General features: G+C 62.8%; 27 protein-coding genes. 7 read left to right on the top strand and 20 right to left on the bottom strand.

Annotation, left to right across the window (positions count from 1 at the left end; genetic code table 11):
• From B5F94_RS16435 to B5F94_RS08085, 7 genes are all read left to right on the top strand, one after another.
• Positions 1 to 745: permease prefix domain 1-containing protein (locus B5F94_RS16435; RefSeq protein ID WP_087329260.1), on the top strand; the 745-nt coding region annotated here is incomplete at its 5' end.
• Entirely contained in the window at positions 738 to 1,364 is a 627-nt protein-coding gene (locus B5F94_RS08060) for a DUF5044 domain-containing protein (protein ID WP_087329262.1), read from the top strand. The genes B5F94_RS16435 and B5F94_RS08060, both read left to right, overlap by 8 nt.
• 4 nt (positions 1,365 to 1,368) lie before the next feature.
• Complete coding sequence (locus B5F94_RS08065; RefSeq protein WP_087329264.1) at positions 1,369 to 2,127, top strand: permease prefix domain 1-containing protein; 759 nt, start codon at positions 1,369 to 1,371, stop codon at positions 2,125 to 2,127.
• Positions 2,124 to 2,855, top strand: a complete 732-nt coding sequence (locus tag B5F94_RS08070) for a hypothetical protein (protein ID WP_087329266.1) — start codon at positions 2,124 to 2,126, stop codon at positions 2,853 to 2,855. The genes B5F94_RS08065 and B5F94_RS08070 overlap by 4 nt, the downstream gene beginning before the upstream one ends.
• Positions 2,856 to 2,867: 12 nt before the next feature.
• Positions 2,868 to 3,623, top strand: coding sequence for a permease prefix domain 1-containing protein (locus B5F94_RS08075; protein WP_087329269.1), 756 nt, complete (start codon positions 2,868 to 2,870; stop codon positions 3,621 to 3,623).
• Positions 3,620 to 4,303 (top strand): hypothetical protein, encoded by a 684-nt coding sequence (locus tag B5F94_RS08080; RefSeq protein WP_087329271.1) that lies wholly within the window; start codon positions 3,620 to 3,622, stop codon positions 4,301 to 4,303. Before B5F94_RS08075 ends, B5F94_RS08080 begins: the two co-directional genes overlap by 4 nt.
• A 117-nt stretch (positions 4,304 to 4,420) precedes the next feature.
• Positions 4,421 to 5,284 carry a DMT family transporter gene (locus tag B5F94_RS08085; RefSeq protein WP_087329273.1) on the top strand — a complete coding sequence of 288 codons (864 nt, stop codon included), beginning with the start codon at positions 4,421 to 4,423 and terminating at the stop codon, positions 5,282 to 5,284.
• A gap of 77 nt (positions 5,285 to 5,361) precedes the next feature.
• Here the strand turns inward: B5F94_RS08085 and B5F94_RS08090 are convergent, their stop codons facing one another.
• From B5F94_RS08090 to B5F94_RS08185, 20 genes are read right to left on the bottom strand one after another with little or no spacing between them, the layout of a single operon-like run.
• Positions 5,362 to 5,931, bottom strand: coding sequence for a DUF2313 domain-containing protein (locus tag B5F94_RS08090; protein ID WP_087329275.1), 570 nt, complete (start codon positions 5,929 to 5,931; stop codon positions 5,362 to 5,364).
• Positions 5,928 to 6,992 (bottom strand): baseplate J/gp47 family protein, encoded by a 1,065-nt coding sequence (locus B5F94_RS08095; protein ID WP_242965635.1) that lies wholly within the window; start codon positions 6,990 to 6,992, stop codon positions 5,928 to 5,930. The genes B5F94_RS08090 and B5F94_RS08095 overlap by 4 nt, the downstream gene beginning before the upstream one ends.
• Complete coding sequence (locus tag B5F94_RS08100; RefSeq protein ID WP_087269399.1) at positions 6,989 to 7,336, bottom strand: hypothetical protein; 348 nt, start codon at positions 7,334 to 7,336, stop codon at positions 6,989 to 6,991. The genes B5F94_RS08095 and B5F94_RS08100 overlap by 4 nt, the downstream gene beginning before the upstream one ends.
• Before the next feature lie 4 nt (positions 7,337 to 7,340).
• On the bottom strand, positions 7,341 to 7,706 hold the full coding sequence (locus B5F94_RS08105) for a hypothetical protein (protein ID WP_087188074.1): 366 nt from the start codon (positions 7,704 to 7,706) through the stop codon (positions 7,341 to 7,343).
• Between the two features lie 12 nt (positions 7,707 to 7,718).
• Positions 7,719 to 8,666, bottom strand: a complete 948-nt coding sequence (locus B5F94_RS08110) for a hypothetical protein (protein WP_087329277.1) — start codon at positions 8,664 to 8,666, stop codon at positions 7,719 to 7,721.
• Positions 8,666 to 9,241: a SafA/ExsA family spore coat assembly protein gene (gene safA, locus B5F94_RS08115; protein WP_343212806.1), complete on the bottom strand. Its 576-nt coding sequence runs from the start codon at positions 9,239 to 9,241 to the stop codon at positions 8,666 to 8,668. The genes B5F94_RS08110 and safA overlap by 1 nt, the downstream gene beginning before the upstream one ends.
• Entirely contained in the window at positions 9,238 to 9,750 is a 513-nt protein-coding gene (locus B5F94_RS08120; RefSeq protein WP_087329281.1) for a hypothetical protein, read from the bottom strand. Before B5F94_RS08120 ends, safA begins: the two co-directional genes overlap by 4 nt.
• On the bottom strand, positions 9,747 to 9,956 hold the full coding sequence (locus B5F94_RS08125; protein WP_087269384.1) for a molybdopterin oxidoreductase: 210 nt from the start codon (positions 9,954 to 9,956) through the stop codon (positions 9,747 to 9,749). The genes B5F94_RS08120 and B5F94_RS08125 overlap by 4 nt, the downstream gene beginning before the upstream one ends.
• Positions 9,953 to 10,372 (bottom strand): hypothetical protein, encoded by a 420-nt coding sequence (locus B5F94_RS08130; protein WP_242959096.1) that lies wholly within the window; start codon positions 10,370 to 10,372, stop codon positions 9,953 to 9,955. The genes B5F94_RS08125 and B5F94_RS08130 overlap by 4 nt, the downstream gene beginning before the upstream one ends.
• 17 nt (positions 10,373 to 10,389) lie before the next feature.
• On the bottom strand, positions 10,390 to 10,779 hold the full coding sequence (locus B5F94_RS08135; RefSeq protein WP_087329283.1) for a hypothetical protein: 390 nt from the start codon (positions 10,777 to 10,779) through the stop codon (positions 10,390 to 10,392).
• Between the two features lie 12 nt (positions 10,780 to 10,791).
• Positions 10,792 to 11,814, bottom strand: a complete 1,023-nt coding sequence (locus B5F94_RS08140; protein ID WP_242965640.1) for a phage tail sheath C-terminal domain-containing protein — start codon at positions 11,812 to 11,814, stop codon at positions 10,792 to 10,794.
• Between the two features lie 2 nt (positions 11,815 to 11,816).
• Positions 11,817 to 12,314, bottom strand: a complete 498-nt coding sequence (locus tag B5F94_RS08145) for a hypothetical protein (protein WP_087329286.1) — start codon at positions 12,312 to 12,314, stop codon at positions 11,817 to 11,819.
• A gap of 55 nt (positions 12,315 to 12,369) precedes the next feature.
• Positions 12,370 to 12,699, bottom strand: coding sequence for a hypothetical protein (locus tag B5F94_RS08150; RefSeq protein WP_087269372.1), 330 nt, complete (start codon positions 12,697 to 12,699; stop codon positions 12,370 to 12,372).
• Positions 12,696 to 13,058 (bottom strand): hypothetical protein, encoded by a 363-nt coding sequence (locus tag B5F94_RS08155; protein WP_087269369.1) that lies wholly within the window; start codon positions 13,056 to 13,058, stop codon positions 12,696 to 12,698. Before B5F94_RS08155 ends, B5F94_RS08150 begins: the two co-directional genes overlap by 4 nt.
• On the bottom strand, positions 13,055 to 14,089 hold the full coding sequence (locus B5F94_RS08160; RefSeq protein WP_087189281.1) for a phage major capsid protein: 1,035 nt from the start codon (positions 14,087 to 14,089) through the stop codon (positions 13,055 to 13,057). The genes B5F94_RS08155 and B5F94_RS08160 overlap by 4 nt, the downstream gene beginning before the upstream one ends.
• 18 nt (positions 14,090 to 14,107) lie before the next feature.
• Positions 14,108 to 14,452: a hypothetical protein gene (locus B5F94_RS08165; protein WP_087269363.1), complete on the bottom strand. Its 345-nt coding sequence runs from the start codon at positions 14,450 to 14,452 to the stop codon at positions 14,108 to 14,110.
• Between the two features lie 54 nt (positions 14,453 to 14,506).
• Positions 14,507 to 15,394, bottom strand: a complete 888-nt coding sequence (locus tag B5F94_RS08170; RefSeq protein WP_087329288.1) for a hypothetical protein — start codon at positions 15,392 to 15,394, stop codon at positions 14,507 to 14,509.
• Positions 15,391 to 16,566, bottom strand: coding sequence for a phage portal protein (locus B5F94_RS08175; RefSeq protein ID WP_087329290.1), 1,176 nt, complete (start codon positions 16,564 to 16,566; stop codon positions 15,391 to 15,393). Before B5F94_RS08175 ends, B5F94_RS08170 begins: the two co-directional genes overlap by 4 nt.
• A 17-nt stretch (positions 16,567 to 16,583) precedes the next feature.
• Positions 16,584 to 17,837: a PBSX family phage terminase large subunit gene (locus B5F94_RS08180; protein WP_087329292.1), complete on the bottom strand. Its 1,254-nt coding sequence runs from the start codon at positions 17,835 to 17,837 to the stop codon at positions 16,584 to 16,586.
• Positions 17,834 to 18,124 carry an XRE family transcriptional regulator gene (locus B5F94_RS08185; protein WP_087329294.1) on the bottom strand — a complete coding sequence of 97 codons (291 nt, stop codon included), beginning with the start codon at positions 18,122 to 18,124 and terminating at the stop codon, positions 17,834 to 17,836. Before B5F94_RS08185 ends, B5F94_RS08180 begins: the two co-directional genes overlap by 4 nt.
• Positions 18,125 to 18,173: the final 49 nt, after the last annotated feature.

The following is an 18,173-nucleotide window of genomic DNA, read 5'->3' on the forward strand; positions in this document are numbered from 1 at the left end:
CATCACCGCCGAACTCACCGCTCACCTGGAGGACCACCGGGACGCCCTGCTGGAGGCCCGCCCCGACCTGACCCCGGAGGAGGCCGAAGAGGCGGCTGTCCTGGCTATGGGTGACCCGGAGGAGCTGGGCCGGGCTCTGAATGAGAGCCACAGTCCCCTGCTGGGGTGGTTCCAGATCTGGTTTCAAGCGGTGGTGTGGCTCTTGTCGGCCATCATTATAATATTTTGCCTGTTCCACCTGCCCGGCACCTTGGAGAACCTGACCGGAAAGCCCGATTCTGTCAGCAGCGATCCCGCCCTCTACTTTGAGCGTCATGTCCACCCGGACAATCTGGTGGCTCAGTATGAGACCAATGCTGTCTATCAGGACCCGCCCTATACCTACACCATAAAACAGGTCGGTATTGAAAACTACTCCGGCGCCCGCTATGTGGACTGTATCCTCCAGGTAACGCAATCCAATCCCTGGCTGCGCTGTCCCGCCTTTGGCTATGACTTGTGGGCGGAGGACGATGTGGGCAACCGCTATCCCTCTCCCCGGGAGTGGCAGGCTCTGGACGAAACCGTCTTTTCCAGAGTGCAGGTCAGCACCCCCATGGGTGATTTCCCCTTTGCCACTCACTACTGCCTCACCGTCACCAATGTAGACCCGGCAGCCACCCAGTTGGCCTTCCGCTTCGACCGCTATGGAGAGGTCCGCCTCTCCCTCACCGTTCCGCTGAAGGGAGGCGAAGCAGATGGCTGAACGTCCTATCTCCCAGCGGGGCCGCAAATGGCGCCTCCTGCGGGACGCCGTGATCCTGCTGCTTACTCTGGTTTTCCTGGCTGTCACCCTGGATTTCCCCATGTTTACCGCCAGACAGGCCCTGCGGGCCACTCAGACCCGGTATTACTGGGAGGACGGCCAGGTGGTGGCCGATCTGGGGTCCGGTCCTCTCTATGACCGCCAGTACCTGCTGCGCATGGGAAACTGGTACGCCTGGTGCGGTCTGTCCCGGGAAGGGCTGCTCTGGGATTCCGGCACGCTTGTGTCCCTTTACCGGGACCCGGAACAGCCGCTGAGTGCCGTCACGCCCCACAATCTGGGGGTTGTTCTGGTGTTGGCCGGTGACCCGGACATTGTCCAGGTGGAGGTGGAATACCCGGTGTTGGTCTCTGAGTCGGACGCCGGCATGGTCTATGGCCTGAATACCCTCCGCCAGGGCCCGGCGGCAGATGGCTGCTTCTGGTTTCAGCTCACCGGGAACCTGCTCCCCGCCTATTATATGGACCGTATTCGCCTCCGTGGCTACGACGCCGACGGAAGGCTGATCTACCAGTCCCCTGAACCGGAATCCTGGACGACTCGTTATGAACTGAGGTGAGTGTATGTCCTCCAAAACCTTTGATAGTTTCTGCGATCAGGTGTGTGCATCTATCCGCTGGCCCCCCGCCCAGCGTCTGGCCCGTGAGGAACTGACCGCCCACCTGGAGGACCACGCCGCCGCGCTGGAGGAGAAAGGGATCTCTGCTGAGGAGGCCGCAGTCCAGGCCGTGGAAGCCATGGGAGATCCGGAAGAGATCGGACGCCAGCTGGACCGCTGTCACAGTCCTCTGCTCCCCCGGCTGTCCAAAATCTTTGCCCTGTGCGCCTGCGCCCTCTTTCTCATCGGCTTCTGCGCCAGCGTTCTGCATCAGACTGGTTTCTTCCGCTATGAAACCGTGCTGCTGCCCACCCCCACCCTGCCCGGCTGGGACGATGGAGACCTGCTCTGCGAGGGAGATGCCCAGGGCGGCGGCCATATGGGGGGCTATACCATCCGGGCCAAAGACGCCGCTCTGGTCCACCGCCCCAGCACCAAATTCCGCCCCTCCATGCTGGAAATCCAGGCCGCTGTCACCGTCTCCCACTGGCAGCCCTGGCTGGACCACCTGACCCCCTCCATCCCCGCCGTCTGGACCGACTCCGACGGCGCCTCCGGTACGGTCTCCTGTTGCCCCATGGCCTCCACCCTTCTGGCTCAAAACTGGTATCTGGTTCTGGAGGACCCCACCCCCGGCTGCAGCTGGTTCTCCGTCACTCTGGGCAGGCCCGGCGATCAATGCACCCTGGAAATCACTCTGGATAAGGAGGTGCCTCCGGCATGAAACACTTTCGCTATTACATCCTGCCCCGCCTCCTGCTGGTTCTGAGTATCATAGCCGCTCTGTTCTGTCTCTTCTTCCTGTGGCTTTCACTGGATGCCCCGCTCCCCTCCCCGGCCGCCATCTGCGCCCGGATAGATCGGGAAAACTACAGCTCCGGCGGCGAGATCGTGGCCTCCGGCCCCATCGATATGACGGAGGAAGGGATCATCATCAAAAGTGATTATACCGACCGGGACTGCTGGTGGTTCATACGCCGCAGCGGCGATCGCTTTCAGCTCCAGGTGCTGGAGCGGCTGGCCGGGTTCCTGTGGCGCCCATTGGACCGCGCTACCCGTGGCCGTTCCTATCAGCTCTCCCTCCAGGATCAGCCCATCGGATGTACCTTTGACATCACCCAGCTGACCTCCCTGGATGGCTTCTCTGGTATGGATGCCTCAAAGGTCATTCCCATCCTCCTCTGTGCGGACCCCGCTGTGGTGCGGGTGGAGGCCCAACTGGTTGCCCTGTCAGAGGAGGACTTGGCAGATCCACAGGCCGCCATCGCCCAGCGCGGAGTCTCCCCCACCTTCACCAAGGCGGGAGACGGAGTATGGGTAGGTCCCTCCCCCTATGTCCTGATCCCCTGGGTATCCTCTGACAACAGCGGCCATCTGGTGGCCTTCTGCCAGGGCTATGACGCCGACGGCAATCTGGTCTGCTCCTATGATCCCACCAAAGACAGGGAATGAGGTGAATCCGCCTTGTGCCAGCCATTTGAACAATTCTGCGACCAGGTGTGTTCTGTCATCCGACTGCCGCTGGCAAAACGTCTGGCCCGGGAAGAGCTGACCGCTCATCTGGAGGACCACGCCGCCGCACTGGAGGAACAGGGCATCGAACCTGAGGTAGCCGCCCGCCGGGCGGTGGAGGCCATGGGAGATCCCTATCAGATCGGCCATGAGCTGGACCGCTGCCACAGCCCCCTGGTCCCCGGCCTGACCGCCCTGTTCACCGTGCTGGGCGTCATGCTCATTCTGGTCAGCACCGTGGCCAGCGGCCTGCATCAGACCGGCCTCTTTGCCCACACCTCCCTGCTCCCGCCCTCCTGCACCCTTCCCTCTCAGCCGGACGAAACTCTGGTGATCTCCGGCTCCGCCTCCGGCAGCGGAACGGTGGGCGGCTATACCATCACCGCCCACGACGCCGCCCTGATCCGCACGCCGGATTACCCCAACCATCCCCAGCTGGAACTCCAGGTTTCCCTCTCGGTCTCCCACTGGCAGCTGTGGCTGGATAACCTGGAACTGTACGAGGTACCGTATACCTGGATCGACTCTACCGGCGCCACCGGGGAGGCCTATTGCTTCACCTGGTCCACCTCGCCTCTGGCCACCGGCGGGTATCTCGCCATCGCCGATCCCACACCCGGCGCCCAATGGTTTACCGTCACCCTGGGCAAGCCCGGCGACCAGATCATACTCCGCATCGATCTGGAGGAGGAGGTGCCGCTGTCATGACTCATTTCCGCTATTATACCCTGCCCCGCATCCGCTGGGTCCTGAGCATCCTGCTGCTCTGCCTAGGACTGCTCTCCGCCTGGATCGCCTTGGATACGCCCCTCCCCTCTTCCTCCGCCGCGTGTGAGCGCCTGAACCGGGAACACTATGTGATAGATAACACCATCCTGGCCTCCGGCCCCATCCAATACCAGGAGATCCAAGGTGACTATGTACCAAAAAACACCTGGTGGTTTGTGGGCCGTCAGGGGGACACCGTGCAGTTTTATACCCTGGACCAGCTGGTCGGTTTCCTGTGGCGGCCTGCGGATACCCTTCCCTTTTGGCAGCTGGATCTCACCCAGCTGGAAGATCCCATTTATTGCAATCTGTTCGGCTCTTGGCCCGGTTTTGACCTTGCCTTTGAGGCCACCCCTGTGGTGATCTGCACCGACCCCAGGGTGGTGCGGGTGGAAGCCCAGCTGATTTCTCTGGGTACCAGTGAGCGGGCCGATCCCCAGGCCGCCATAGACAGCCGCGGCGTCTCCCCTACCTTTACCCAGGTGGCCGACGGCGTGTGGGCCGCTCCCTCCACCCTGGCCCCCGGCCCATCCGATGACAGCGGTGCGGCCTGGCTGGCCTGGTGCCAGGGCTATGATGCCAGCGGTAATTTGATCTGCCAGAATTCTCCCACTTCCTGACCTGCTGGAAGCTCTTCCAATGATTGACTTGAAGTCCTCTTGATGCTAACATTGCCTTGGGTGGTTGGTCCCTCTGTCCAACCACCCAAGATGAGATGAAACAGGAGGGCGGTCACGTTGAAGAAAAGCCAGTGGATGGGCCACGGGATGGCCCTGATCTGCGTTGTGGTCTGGGGCTCCACCTTTATGGTGAGCAAGGGCCTGATGACCTTTCTTCAGCCCGTCCAGTTGATGCTGCTCCGCTTCATTCTGGCCTATCTTCTGCTGTGGGTCCTCCATCCCAAGTGGTATTTCCGCTGGCGGGAGGAGTGGCGTTTCCTCCTGTTGGCCCTGTTTTCCAACACCCTCTACTGTCTGGCGGAGACCAACGCCATCACCCTGACCCAGACCTCCAACGTGAGCATCCTGGTCTCCACGTCCCCCATCTTGATGGCGCTGCTTCTGGCGGTCATCCGAAAAGAGGAGCACCTGAAACGGGGCCAGATCACCGGCTACGCCGTGGCCTTCGTGGGCGTGGTGCTGGTGGTCCTCAACGGTATGACCGCCCTCCATCTGCGGCCTCTGGGAGACCTGCTGGCCCTGTCTGCCGCCGCCTCGTGGTCGGTCTACTGCCTGCTGCTGCGCCGGTGGTCCCCGCTGTACGACGGCCTGCTCATCACCAGAAAGCTGATGTTTTACGGCATCCTGACGGTGCTTCCTCTGGTCCTGCTGGACGGTCATCCCATTCCCTTTGAATCGGTGTTCACCTGGGAAAATGGGCTGAAACTGATGTATCTGGGCTTTGTGGGCAGCGCTCTATGCTACCTGTTCTGGAATAAGGCCACTCAGAAGATCAGCGTGCTGAAAGCCAGCCTGTACATCTACATGGTCCCCCTGGTTACCCTGGTGGTCAGCGCCGTGGCCCTCCATGAGACCATCACCGTCACCGGCGTGATCGGCATTTTCCTGGTGATTGCCGGCATGGTCCTGGGCACGCTTTAAACTACATAACCAACAAGAAGCACAGACGGTCAAACAGGCCGGTCTGTGCTTCTTCTGTTTGTTCTCCCCACCGGCTGTTACTCCACCATCTTCTCCAGTTCCTCCCAGGTGGGTCCCAAAGTCTCGATCTCGCCCCAAGTGGAAAACTTCTGTTCCATCAGTGCCCAGGTGATATACCAGTACACATATTCTACGCCCAAATGGGCGGGCAGAATGCTCTCAATGATCTCCCGCAATTCTTCAAACCCATCGGGGATTCCGGGTACATCAGGGAAGTAAACCTCTACCGTCCCCGCCTTTCCGGTCTCTCTGGCCTGGGCATTGATGCCGCAGCCTTTCAGGTTGTCATTGATGGCCGCCAGAGTGAAGCTGTCTCCACCGATGCGGAGCAGGGCGGCCAAGGCCGCCCGCCGCATTTCCAGATCGGCGGTCACCGGCCGCCGGGTCAGCAGGCTCTCCACAGCCTCCAGCCCCCGGTCCTCCGCCGTGGAGAGCAGCATCTCCCGCTGGATCTCCTCCAGACCAGCTTCCACGCCGTCCAGTGCCTGACCCTGGGCCTCCAGCTCCCCGCCGTTGGCGGTGCCCTCCAGTTCATAAACCCGCAGGGGCCGCAGCAGGTCCTTCAAATATTCCGCGTAGCCGCTCATGCCGTTCCCTCCGTCCGGGTGACCGAGACAGTGTTCAGTTGGGGCAGTACATCGTGCTCCACCGTCACATCGGCGGCGGGGGCGGTAAGGGTGTAGTTTTCCACTCCGTCCACCTCATAGATCAGCTGGCCCAGCTTAGCCCGCAGGATGTTCTGGCCCAGTCGCTGTCCATTAAACCAGCTCCGAATGGCCTGCTCCACATTCTGCCGCACCGTATCTCCATCCCGGTTGGCCGCTGTCTGGATCTGAGCGGTCACATCCACATTCTGTACCTCCGGGGCACGCACCTGCACATCCACGGCGATCTCCCGCCGCTCCTCAAAATAGGCCTGCAATTCCCCCAGCAGTTCCTCATCGGGCACTCCGGCAGCGGTAGCCACAACCACATCCACCGAGCCCACCCCTCTGGGCCGGGATACCACCGCCGCAGCCGCCACCTGAGGAAAGGACATGGCGCTCTGCTCATAGTAGGCGGCGTTTGCTCCGTTGGGCATCCGTTGGAAGGTCTCCATCACTCTGGCCCGCAGGGTCTCGTCGTCCTCCTCGTCCAGGCCGCCGGAGAAGCCGTCCGGGTTGGTGCACCGGCCGATCCCCACCGGGGCCACTGCCATGGCCCGGATGGCGCCTGCCGCCACATTGCCCGCCGTCCCCGGCTCCAGGGCGGTTGCCGGGGCGTCCACCTGGGTTTCACCGGCCTGGAGGGTAACCTCCTGGGTGGTCTCAAAGCGGATCAACCCCGCCGTCATACACACCGTCCCCGCCGGGATGGTCAGATCAGCCTGGGCGGCACTGTCCGTCTGGAAACGAATGGTCCCCTCCGCCGCCACAGCCTCACGGCGTTCCAGGCCCCGCAGCTGGGCGTGCTTGTCCAGATATTCCCCCTCCGCACTCTGGGGAAAGCACTGGCGGTTTACCCAGTCGGCCTGAATGTACAGGGCGTAGATCTGGGCAGCCACGGCGTACAGCCGCACCGCCATATCTCCGTCTCCGGCCAGAGCAATCCCCGTCTCTTTCTCAAAGATGGCCGTCATCTCTCCATAGATCTCGTCAATGGATCTCACCAAATCCCTCCCGTCTCAACCGTCAGCTTCAGCTCCTCCCCCTGCCAGGTCAGCGCCACCTCCATGGTGCCGTCCTCCTTCAGGCTCACGGCAGTCACCGTCAGGTCAGGCTCGTCCTCCAGGGCCTGGGCCACATATTGCTGGGCCAGGTTCTGTCGCTGGGCGGGCTTGCAGCGGCCCAGCTGGTAGAGCTGGCTGCCCAGGTTGGGCAGAAAGGGGAAGCTGCCCCGCGGGATGGATAGCTTCCACAGCACCCTCTGGAGCAGCTCCTGGCTGCCCTCCGCCCGCCGGTAGCCGCCCCCCTCGTCGGGCACATAGTCGCCGTCCCTTACCATCAGTTCCATCTGCTCACTCCCTTGTCATGACCTCCTTGCCGTTGACCAGCAGTTTGCCGGTCACGGACACCGTGCCGTCCATGCCCAGGCGAATGGAGGTGCCTCCGCTGTAGAGCAGCACCTCACCTTCTGCCACGCCGTACTCCTCGGCACACCGTGCCCCCGCTACGCAGGGGGCCTCACCGTCGGCGCCGGTCTTGAGGACCAGCACCTGGTCACCCCGGGCTGGACGCCATACATAGCCGCCGGGGGCAAATACCGGCAGGTCACGCCGCTCGCCGTCCAGGCATACCCCTGCCGGGTCGCCCCCCAGGGTAACGGTGCCCACCTGAGAACCTCCATCTTTTCTTCTACGCCGCTGCTGCTGTGCCAGCCACATCTTGTCTCCCTCCTACTTCAATGCCGCCGGGTCCCCCAGCACCAGCCGGGTGTAGGTTCCCTTCTCGTCCATTCCGCTCACCATTTCCGCTACCCGCCAGGTACCCCGACCCACCGGTTTGTTCAGGCGGACCTCTACCAACTCCCCCGGCCAGGTCACAAAGGCCCCGGGCAATTCCAGCTCCAGCTGCCGCAGCTCCTCCGCCGACCGCTCCAACTGGTAGCTGCCGGAATAGCGCATGGTCTGATAGCTGCTCTTCCCCGGCATGGTGAGCACCCTCCGGCACCGGCCGCCCCGCCGGGCGAAGTCCTCGTTTTCCACCGTCTGCACCGCTCCGGTGGTTCTGTCCCGCACCAGGATCTGGGACAGAACACCGTACCGCTGATCCCGCAGGGTAAGGGCGGTCACTCCCGTGTCCTCGGACAGCACCAGCTTCTCCCCTGTCTCCCAGGGGGTGACCACCAGCCTCCCCAGCCGATCGAACCGGGGGGTAATCCCGCCGTAATACCGGCAGAACTCATAGACCACCTGCCACTCGCTGCTTCCCACCGCCACGGAAAAGCCGGGCACGGCGGTGAGTTTGGCACCCGGCGCCGCCTCCACCCCGTAGGGCGTCACATGGTCCCGCAGGATGTCCTGCCAGGTGGCTACCTGGTAGTCCATACCCAGAGCCTCGTTGTCCAGCAGCCGGGCCGCCATACCTCGACCGGATATGGTCAAAAAGCTGCCCTGTTCATCCCAGCTCCGCTCGCACTCGTCCACCAGGCCGGTGAATACCCGCTGGCCCCCCTCATCGGCGGTAAAGCTGACCGCCTCCGCCAGCAGATCCTCCTCCGGTTCCCACAGGCAGCGCACCTCGAAGCTGTCGCAGGGGGTGCCCAGCCCATACTGAAACTTCCATTCCGTTATCTGGGGCAGAGCGATCTGACTTCCGTCCCAGCAATGCAGTACGGCCTCCATCACGCCACCCGCACTTTCTGCCCCGGGTAGATCAGGTTGGGATTTTTGATCTGGGGATTGAGGGCGATAAGGTCTGTCAGACTCACTCCATACCGCCGGGCAATCCCCCACATGGTGTCCCCCCGTACCACGGTGTACCACCGCTCTCCGGTGGAACCAGTCTGGGCAGTCCCTCCCGTCGTTCCGCCAGAGGTGGTGGTCACTCGGGTACCTGTGCTGTGCCCACCAAACTCCTCCCAGAAGGTGAAGGTGTACTTCACATAGTCGGCTCTGGGCTCCTGACTGAGGGAGAGCTCCACAAAGTAGGCGTTGGCCGTCTGCCACACCGGGTGGACCAGGATACCCGGCCCCTGGTTGTAAAAGACGGTGGCCAGCTTCTTAAACTCATCGTAGGCCCCCTCCCCCACAAACTCTCCTTCTCCCCGCATGATGCGGTAAGAGGGTCCCAGATCCTGCAGGGCATAGTGGCCGAAGGGCACCTCCCTGGCCCCCACCTTCCGCTTGAAGGAGATGGAATACACCCTGGGATTGTGGGGCCATACATAGTTTTTATAGCGCATTGCCGCCAGTCTCACAGCAGTTGAAACCCCCCGTCAAATCTTCGTGCGTCCCGCCGCACCAGCCGGTCCAGCCGCCGCAGCCCATCCTGACCGCCGTTCTGTTCTCTGCCCGGCGGCTCCAATGTCACCACTTGGGTCTGCCGCTCCGCCACCGGAAGGCCCGCCAGGCTGATCCGTACCGCCTGATCCAGCTCCCGGACAGCCTCCGTCCAGGCCCGGTCAGTCTCCGGCCCGCCATTCGTCCGGCGCTCCCCGGCCTGATCCAGCACATCTAACCCCACCATCCACCGGAGGATATCTCCGCCGGTGACAGTTCCGGAACCGCCCGCCGTCAGAGGCAAACCGGCCCCGTCCCTGCCCTCCAGACTGGACAAGACAGCTTCTTCCGTGTTCTCTCCGCTCTGTCCGGCCTCTTCTTCTCCCACAGCAGGGAGGGGGACCCGCACCGGGCCGGTCTTCCAGACCCCGTCCCTTTCCTCCCGCTCCAGCTGCTGCTCCAGCAGCTGTCCAATATAGTCGATCATGCCTGCTCCCCCCGCATCAGCCGTTCAAACCGCTCCTGATCGAAGGAGGCGTTCTGTCCACCCATGGTGGTCCCCGCCGGCTGTCCGCATACCGGGCAGCACACCTCCTCCGCCTTCTGTCGGCAGGAGGGACAGAGCTGCTCCAGCACTTCCTCCCGGTCCAGCATCAGGTTGAGCGCGCACCACAGGTAGTCTCTGGCCTTCATTTTTTGGGCCCGTTCCTCCGTTGGAAGAGCCCCAAACGTCTTGAGCACACGCCAGCGAAGGCGCTCATAAGGCGTATGCTCCAGGCTTTTTTTATGGGTTGGGTCTCCTCCTCCCCATCCTCAGGGGAGGGATTTTCCGCCCGATCCAGCTCATCCCACAGCCGGGCCAGGTTTGCCACCTCCCGGGCGCTGAGATGTTCCAGCACCGCCCGGCCGGAGGAGAACAGGGGCTTGCCGTTCTCCTCCAGGGCGCGGGCCAGCAGGCAGGCATTGGCGCACAGAGCCCGCTCCCCTTCGCCCTGAGCCAGTTCCTCCCCCTCCCGGCGTGCCTCCAGCACCTCCAGGGCGGAGAGCAGCCGCAGCTGGGTGCCGTCCTCCAGGGTCAGCCGGTCTTTTCGATTCAGCAGGGACTCCATCTTGCAGTCTCCCCCACTCATACCGCCGTCTCGATCCGCTTGGCCGCCACCACCGTGATCTTTTCCACTACCATAGCCCCCAGAGCACCGGTCTCGCCGATGGCGCTCCACTGGCAGCCGGAGTAGATGATCTTCCGGTCCGGCTTACAGATCACCAGGCTGAAATCCTCCAGGTCGTGGAAGTTGATGCCGTCCCGGATGGCCTCGTCGGTGGCGTACAGCCGGGTCAGCTCCAGCACGTGGCTGCGCGGACCAGGAATGGTAGCCACCGGCTCCTCCTCGCCGAAGGCCTCCACGCTCTGGCTGGAGCGGGTGGTCTTGGCGGTGTAGCTCTGGACCACCGCCACCTTTTTCCCGTCGATCTCCAGGTAGATGTCGCTGCTGGTGGGAAAACCAGAAATCTTCATGCCGTTGCCTCCTTATACCGTGATGTGGGCGGTGAGCCAGATCTGATTGAGGCCGTGGGCCACCGTAAAGGTAAAGTCCACCAGACAGACGGTGGGATTTTCCGTGTCCGCCTCCACCGTCACCTGATCGTAGCCGGTAATGATCTCCCTGGCCAGCTTGTTCTCCAGCTCCAGCACCACCTGGGAGCGGATAGCTCCCCGTGTCTGCTCCGTGTTCTTGGTCCTGCGGAACTTGGCCCGCAGGGAGTTGCGGATGGTGGGAATCACGTCGTCCACAATGCGGATGGTGGTCAGTTCCCGCCAGGTGGCATCCTCCGCCTCTCCGGTCTTGGTACGGGTAGTAACGCCCCGCACCACGCTGACCACGCCGCTCACATTTTCCAGGGGGGTAACGCCGCCCCGCACCAGGGTATCGATCTCGGTGTCAGCGTACCGGGCCTCCATCCCCTCCAGGCCCTTCAATTCCGCGCCGCCCAGAGGGATGGCGGGGTCGCTCTCTCCGGCAATGGCCCCTGCCACGGCAGCGGCGGCCAGTCCGGTGTCGTCTCCGGGGGCCGCCAGCACCACCCGCTCGCTGTTAAGCCCTTCCGCCCGCTGGACCAGGGCCTCCACATTCTCGCTCTGAGCGCCGCCCACCACGGCAATGCGCTCCCGTCTGGCCTGGGATGCGTCACAAACGCTCTGCCGCAAAGCCTGCTGGACGGTCAGTTCCGTGCTGTCGCACACCACCACAGAGATATCCTCCTCTGCCGCCAGCAGGTCAAAGGCTCCCTGATAGTCTTCCTGGCCGCTCACCGGGGCCGCCACCACCTTGGCCGCGCCGTTGCGGAACAACACCTGTACCAGCTTGGTCAGATTCTCCTCCTGCCCAAACTGGGTCACCGCGTCCTCATAGCGGTTAAGGGTATACAGCTTGCCACTCTCCCCCTCGCTGACCAGGCCCACCAGGCCCACCGTACGGCCGCCACCGCTGCCGCTGATCACGGTGGAGGCGTCGTAGCTGGAGTACACTCCAGGCCGTTCATGGATCGTCATACTCAAATCCGGCTCTCTCCTCTCACAATAAAGTCCAGGAAGGTGCCGCCCTCCTGGGCCACCGCATACAGGTAGCCCCGGCATACCGCCTCCACCGTCCGGTGGTAGAGGCCGGCCCCCTGGTCAAATTCCGTCTCTCCGCAGGAGAGCTCCTGGAGGGTGAGGCCGGGAGGTCCCTCCCGCTGCAAGGCCTCAGCCATCCGGTCAAAGGTCTCCTGGATGCCCGCCGCGCCGCAGCCCTGGGGAGCGTACAGGTCCAGCCCGAAGGTGAGGACGATCTTCCTCCCGTACAGCTCCTGCCACTGGCCGCTCTCCTGGTCGTACCGCTCTCCCAGGTAGTCCCGGAACCCCTCCGGTCCCCCCTGGCAGGCCCGGAGGGAAACGGCGGTTACCACTCCATCTCTCCGAGCCCGCCTCATCTCCGGGTAGGCGCATTGGGCGTCAATGCCCTGCTCCTGCAGATAGTCCGCCATCCGCTCCCGGATCGTTCCAAACTCCATTGCTCTCCCCCGCTTCCCACAGTCTTTCCACCCGTCAAAACACTCCAGGTCACGCTCAATCTCTTACCGCCAGCAGTCCCCACCAGTACACCAGTTCCTCCCCCAGGTATACCGGCTGGGCACTGCGCACCGTAAAGGTCTGGTCTCCCCAGGCAAGGTACCCGCCGTCCAGCTCATTCAGAGCCATATCCGGTCCGCCCAGACAGATCCACCGGTCCTGCCGCACCAGTCCCAGAGGGGTGGGCTGCCGCTGGAAGAAATCCGCCCCCTTCTCCAGGACGGGCTGGAGGAAGGCCCGGCACGCCGTGCCCTCCTCCTGTCCCTGCCGGTAGAGGGTGATGGTCTGACCATATCTGGATAAAATCCGTTCCCAGCGTCCGGTCATCCCTCCACCCCCTGGAACAGGAACCCCCGGTCTTTCAGATAGGGCCCCAGCACCGTCTCGCCCTGGAGCCGGAGGGCGGCGGAGCGCTCCCGATCCTGAACGCAGTCTGCCTCCCGGATGGTAACGCTTCCGGCAGTAAACTCGGTCCCGCCGCCGTACTGGCCTCCGGCCAGCCCTGCCAACGCCACCCAGGCGCACCCCAGCACGAAGGCCGGGCCGCAGTCCTCCGGACTTACCCCATCCCGGAGCCGTCCGGTCATCTCAGTCTCCGCCGCCCGGCACAGGGCCTCCAGGGCCGCCTGCTGGCCGTCGTCTACATGACCCAGACTCTGGGCCATGGCCATAATCTCCTCAATCATTTCAGCTTCAGCACCTTGGCGGCATCGGTAAACAACTTGGCAAAGCCGGAGATGGAGGTGATAGCGGCCCGCTCCAGCTGGCGATCAATGAGCTTGTCATACTCCACCATCACGTCGGAGCCCTGCACCATCTCCAGAGCGTAGTTCTTGTCCAGGCCAATAAGCTGACCACTCTCCAGAGCGGAGGTGCGCAGCAGGGTGGCCCCCAGGGGGGTGGCCAGCTTGCCGGTACCCTGGAAGTTGAGGCCGGTAAGGGGATTCTGGAACTCGTCCATCTTAAGCAGCTGGCGCATCATGTCGCCGGACACCAGCAGGGTGTTCATCTCGTAGGGGTCAAACTGGGCCCAGAAGTCCACCAGATCGTCGTAGGTCAGGGTACCGGAGGAGCCGCCAATGGGGTCGGAGCCCACGGTATACTCCTTGGCGGGGTTCTCGTTGCCGTCGCCGTGGAGAAGCACATCAATGGCATCCTCCAGGTGCATCCGGTTGATGTGGGCGCCGATCTGCCGCAGGGTGACGGAGAACAGGTCCAGCTTCTGATAGCGGATGGCCTCGTAGGAGGCCACCAGCATCCGGCCCCGCTTGTGGAGCTTGACCAGGTTCTCCTGGGTCTTGACCTGGGTCTGGGGGATGGTGGCGCCCTCCTCCACATGGCGCAGGGCCTTCTGGTCATCCTCGGGCACAGAGGCAATGGAGCGGTAGTCCATGCCATCGAAGCGGGTGACGGCTGCGGTGATGTGGGGCAGCAGGTCGGCCTCCTCCATACCCTGGCGCACCGACCGGGCGATGTACTCGGGGAAGAGGACGGCGGACTGGCTGGTGGAGAAGAACTTTTCCACCACGTCACTGCCCGCACCCTTCACCTTGATGTCAAAGCGCTTGAGCTGACGCTGATAGGCGTCCAGGCCCTCCAGAGGAGTGCCCTTGTACTGCTCCGAGGGATCCTCCCGCTCCAGCACCTGGGTAAAGGTGCGGCCCGCCTCGTTGTACATACCCTTTTCCAGTCTCAGATTATCAAACCGATAGCTCATATTCCCATCCTCCCTTTCTTACAAACAGATCACGGCCGCGTCAGTCTCCACCCGCACCACCAGATACTCGGTCCCGGTAGAGGTGTCCAGCTTCACGCCGCCGGAACCGTCCGCGGACAGCTTGCACCAGCCGGCGGTAATGCTGCCGCCGCTGGCAGGCACCTTTACCAGTCCGCCCAGCTGGATGGCAGCATATCCGTCCTCGGCGGACAAGGCCACGCCGCAGAACTTCTCGCTTGCGGAGCAGGCACCCACCGTGCCGTCCTCCGTTACCTTGACCACCTGACCGGCGGCCACACCCTCGCCGCAGGCAAAGGTAGCCACCACTTCGCCGATACCTTCAAAGGAAATCTTGCTGCTCATTTTTCTACTCCTTTCTTTTCGTAGGAGCGACCTTTACGGTCGCCTGTCCCCTTCTCAGATCAAAAAGGCCCCGTCTCTGTTTTCGGCCTGAATGGGCTGCTCCCAGGCGGGCAGTTGGGTCTCCACGCCCCAGGCCTTGTCCACCTGGACCTCAAAGGCCTTCTTCAGCGCGTCCAGTTCCGGCTCCTCCAGCTTCCGGACAATGCCCTTCAGCGTCTCCTGCTCCAGGGCCAGCCCGGCCACGCCGCCCAGGCGCACCACCTCATCCTTGAGCTGCTGGAGGTACTTGCGCCCCAGGGCGGCCTCCCGCTCCAGCTGTTCCATATCCTGTCTCATGCTCTTCATCACCCCCGCGTTTTTCTGGGCCGGCACCGCCACAAAGGACCACTCGTAGGCGTCGGTGGCGTGGACCAGATCGGCCCAGCACAGCTTGCCGCCGTACTCCCTGCCCTTCTCATGGGCGCACCGGCTTCTGTCATGAATGTTCTCCCCGCAGATGGAGCATCTGGCCTCCTCCACCGCGCAGCCCACGCTCACTTCCTTCTTGATGCCGCCCTCGATCTCAGCAATCAGGTCCTTGTTGCTCTCGGTCCGCAGCATATAGGCGTAGCCCTTCAGGTAACACAGAGCGTCCCCCGCCGCCGTGAGGACGCTCTCATCCCGCACCAGTTCGGTGCGGTAGATGCGGGCGGTCTGTCCGGCGGCGCTCCACTGGTGGTCGAAAATACCGCTCTTACCCACAAAGAGGGGGGCCAGCTCCTCCAGAGTCTCCGCCGGGAACCGCTCCCCGTCCCGATCCACCTCATTGTCGCACAGCCGCACGGCGAAGGTGTATACCTCCTCCTCTGTCAGCTTCTTGCGGCTCATGGCGTTGATGAGCCCCAGCTCGGTCTGGTCCAGGGCGGCGTTCTGGTCCACCCCGGCCTGCTTGTTGATGTTCATACCGTCTCTCCCTTCTCTCTGGCCTCGTTGTCCATCTCCACGGTCCTGGCCTGCTGGCGGTAAAGCTCTGCCCGAGCCTCCTCCACCAGGTCCTGGAGGTTCACATCCTCCCAGTCCACACTTACCTGAGGCCGGTAACCGTGGAGGGTGAGCCATAATTCACAGATCCGCTCCACCACCGGCTCCAGTCCCCGGCGGATGGCGGTGATCTCGCTGGTCATCATATCGGCCTGCTGGGTACTCATCCGCTCGGTGGAGGACCAGGACAATCCCAGCAGGAAGGGCGGGATGCCGGTGCGGGATACCAGCTGTTCCAGGATCTGCCGTACCGGCACCTCGCTGTCCAGCACCTGGTTGTCCGCGCCGATCACTTTGATGTCCACATCGCCTACCGCCACAAAGTCCCGGACATTGCCGTGCTTGCCCGCCTGCATGGCGGCGGACCACTCCCGGGCGATCTGGCGGCTGCGCTCCTGCACCATGCTCTGATCCAGGGGATTGTCCCCCGGCTTGTATACCACCGCAAAACGGACATTGCCCATCCGCTCCCAGTTCATGCCCATGGCCTGATAAATTTTGAGCAAAATTTCAGTCAGGAAGGGCATGGACCGCAGCAGACTCACCCCATAGGGGCTGTCCGTCTCAGGCTGAAAGGGGGTGAAGAGGAGCAGCTCCTGCCGGGGCAGTTCCCGCATGGTACCGTCGGTCCCCCGGCCCCAGATGGCAAACTCCATGGGGGTGGCCCCCTCTTTGATCTCGATGTCCGCCACATTGCCGCAGAGCAGAGCGGCAATATCTCTCCGCCTGCGGTCGGGCACGATCTCCCCTACCGCCCGGCCGCAGGTAAGCATGGAGTCCAGATAGCAGTCCAAAAAGGACTGGATACCCCGCTGACCCCGGCCTGTGTTCACGTGCTGGAGGAACCAATCCAGCTCCTCCTGGGCCCGTTTGTCTCCGCACTGCACAATCACCCCGCCTGCCAGCCGGATCAGTTTCCAGATGGCGGCATCCACAATGGGCACCGCCTCCCGAATACTGCGGTAGAGGGCAATCTCTCCCTGCTGCAGGGGCACATAGCCGTCCAATACGCCAAAGGGATGCCTGCCGCCCTCCCGGATCTGGACCGCCAGTCCGCCGCTCTCCGGCCCACTTTTCTTATGGAACAGTCCCATAACCACACTCCTTTTTCTCAAAACCGCTCCCGCTCCACGCACAGCCCTCCGAAAAATCCGCCCTCGCCTCCCGCCGCCACCGAGGCGGCGAAATACCGGATGTCGTCCATGGCGTGGTCGTGAACCTTTTGTACCCGGTCCCCCACAGCCTTCTCATCCCAGCAATAGAGGGAAAATTCCCGGATGGCGTCGGCGCAGGGCGTGCAGATCACCAACTTGCCCTGCCGTAACAGATCGGCGGTCACGCGGATACCGGCCAGCACGTCGTTATTGGCCTTTTCTACCCGCCAGCCCTGCCGCCGCAGCAGCTCGATAAAACTGGCGGCGGAGGGGTCGATCACCACCCGCCGGATGGTCCTTCCTCCTGCCAGCTGCTCCAGATCCCGGGCGTACTCTCCGTCGGTTTTCTGCCTGCCCTCCCGCCGGGAGTCGTAGTAAAACTCCTTGACCCGGTACCACACTCCATCCCGCAGACCCCACAGGCCGAAGGAAGAGGGATTCACCGTCCCGTAGTCGCAGGAGATGCACCACTGTTCCATCTCCCCCTGGGGCACAGGCTTCACATAGCTCTCATCAAAAAAGTCGTATACCCGCCCCTCTGCCGCCGCCCACTCTCCCAGCACGAACCGCCGGTAGAAGGTCCCGCTGAAGTTGCGGGTATACCGCCGGATGACTCTGGGGGAGAGGGCTGGGTTGTCCTGCATGGTAAAGTGGAGGTAGAGGGCATTGTGTTCCTCCTTCTTCTGGATCCACTCCTTGTAGAACCAGTGCTCCGGCCCCTCCGGGTTGCAGGAAAACCACATCCGGCTCCCCTCTACCGAGCACCGGGCGCAGGCCTGCTCCACAAAGGACCGGGGCATGAGGGCCACCTCGTCCAGCAGCACCCCCGCCAGGGTGATGCCCTGGATGAGGGCGGCACTTCCCTCGTCCTTTCCGCCGAAGAGGTAGAAGGTATTCTCCCGCCCGCCGAAGCGGACGATGATCAAATTTTTGGACACCTTCTCCTCCCACTGAAAGCCCAGCTCCCTGAGTACCGGTAGCAGCCCACCCAGCAGATTGCGCCGCAGACCGGTGACCGTCTTGCCGCACAGGCCGAAGGCCTGACCATGGAAGGTCCGCATGGCCCAACAGAAGAAGGACAGACCCATACACATGGTCTTGCCGCTGCGTACCGCCCCGTCGCAAATTAATGCTTCCCTGTCCCGCACTTCCGGGTCGCACCACCAGGTGAGCACCTGCTTCTGCTTGGGGGAAAACGTCCGAAATTTCATCTATCCTCCTCAGCCTTCCGTTCCCATGCCTGAAAGAACTCCGCCTGCTTGTCCTCCTGTCCGTCAGAAAGCTCCACCAGCAGTTTGAGTACCGTCAGCCGATCCACCAATTGAATTTCCACAGCTCCTTTGTCGGTACGTTTGAATCCAGTGAGCGCCGTCAAATCCAGTCTGTCAATTTCTCCCACTTCTCCTTCTTCCAAAAAGGCCAGCTTGACCGCATCGTTGGCCTTGCACTTGGCCAGTTTCTCCATCAGTTCCAACAGCCTGCCCCTCTCACTGTCCACCGCACTCACTCCTCACCCTTGGCGTCCCAGGGCCAAAAGTTGGATGTTT

The organism is Flavonifractor sp. An4 (assembly GCF_002161755.1).
Taxonomy (GTDB): Bacteria; Bacillota; Clostridia; order Oscillospirales; family Oscillospiraceae; genus Flavonifractor; species Flavonifractor avicola.

Excerpts from the sequence above, each read along its gene's own strand:
- B5F94_RS08060 (WP_087329262.1), top strand. The coding sequence starts at position 738 with ATGGCTGAACGTCCTATCTCCCAGCGGGGCCGCAAATGGCGCCTCCTG.
- B5F94_RS08065 (WP_087329264.1), top strand. The coding sequence starts at position 1,369 with ATGTCCTCCAAAACCTTTGATAGTTTCTGCGATCAGGTGTGTGCATCT.
- B5F94_RS08070 (WP_087329266.1), top strand. The coding sequence starts at position 2,124 with ATGAAACACTTTCGCTATTACATCCTGCCCCGCCTCCTGCTGGTTCTG.
- B5F94_RS08080 (WP_087329271.1), top strand. The coding sequence starts at position 3,620 with ATGACTCATTTCCGCTATTATACCCTGCCCCGCATCCGCTGGGTCCTG.
- B5F94_RS08090 (WP_087329275.1), bottom strand. The coding sequence starts at position 5,931 with ATGAGCGGCTACGCGGAATATTTGAAGGACCTGCTGCGGCCCCTGCGG.
- B5F94_RS08100 (WP_087269399.1), bottom strand. The coding sequence starts at position 7,336 with ATGGAACTGATGGTAAGGGACGGCGACTATGTGCCCGACGAGGGGGGC.
- B5F94_RS08105 (WP_087188074.1), bottom strand. The coding sequence starts at position 7,706 with ATGTGGCTGGCACAGCAGCAGCGGCGTAGAAGAAAAGATGGAGGTTCT.
- B5F94_RS08110 (WP_087329277.1), bottom strand. The coding sequence starts at position 8,666 with ATGGAGGCCGTACTGCATTGCTGGGACGGAAGTCAGATCGCTCTGCCC.
- B5F94_RS08120 (WP_087329281.1), bottom strand. The coding sequence starts at position 9,750 with ATGATCGACTATATTGGACAGCTGCTGGAGCAGCAGCTGGAGCGGGAG.
- B5F94_RS08125 (WP_087269384.1), bottom strand. The coding sequence starts at position 9,956 with ATGAAGGCCAGAGACTACCTGTGGTGCGCGCTCAACCTGATGCTGGAC.
- B5F94_RS08130 (WP_242959096.1), bottom strand. The coding sequence starts at position 10,372 with ATGGAGTCCCTGCTGAATCGAAAAGACCGGCTGACCCTGGAGGACGGC.
- B5F94_RS08135 (WP_087329283.1), bottom strand. The coding sequence starts at position 10,779 with ATGAAGATTTCTGGTTTTCCCACCAGCAGCGACATCTACCTGGAGATC.
- B5F94_RS08140 (WP_242965640.1), bottom strand. The coding sequence starts at position 11,814 with ATGACGATCCATGAACGGCCTGGAGTGTACTCCAGCTACGACGCCTCC.
- B5F94_RS08145 (WP_087329286.1), bottom strand. The coding sequence starts at position 12,314 with ATGGAGTTTGGAACGATCCGGGAGCGGATGGCGGACTATCTGCAGGAG.
- B5F94_RS08150 (WP_087269372.1), bottom strand. The coding sequence starts at position 12,699 with ATGACCGGACGCTGGGAACGGATTTTATCCAGATATGGTCAGACCATC.
- B5F94_RS08155 (WP_087269369.1), bottom strand. The coding sequence starts at position 13,058 with ATGATTGAGGAGATTATGGCCATGGCCCAGAGTCTGGGTCATGTAGAC.
- B5F94_RS08160 (WP_087189281.1), bottom strand. The coding sequence starts at position 14,089 with ATGAGCTATCGGTTTGATAATCTGAGACTGGAAAAGGGTATGTACAAC.
- B5F94_RS08165 (WP_087269363.1), bottom strand. The coding sequence starts at position 14,452 with ATGAGCAGCAAGATTTCCTTTGAAGGTATCGGCGAAGTGGTGGCTACC.
- B5F94_RS08170 (WP_087329288.1), bottom strand. The coding sequence starts at position 15,394 with ATGAACATCAACAAGCAGGCCGGGGTGGACCAGAACGCCGCCCTGGAC.
- B5F94_RS08175 (WP_087329290.1), bottom strand. The coding sequence starts at position 16,566 with ATGGGACTGTTCCATAAGAAAAGTGGGCCGGAGAGCGGCGGACTGGCG.
- B5F94_RS08180 (WP_087329292.1), bottom strand. The coding sequence starts at position 17,837 with ATGAAATTTCGGACGTTTTCCCCCAAGCAGAAGCAGGTGCTCACCTGG.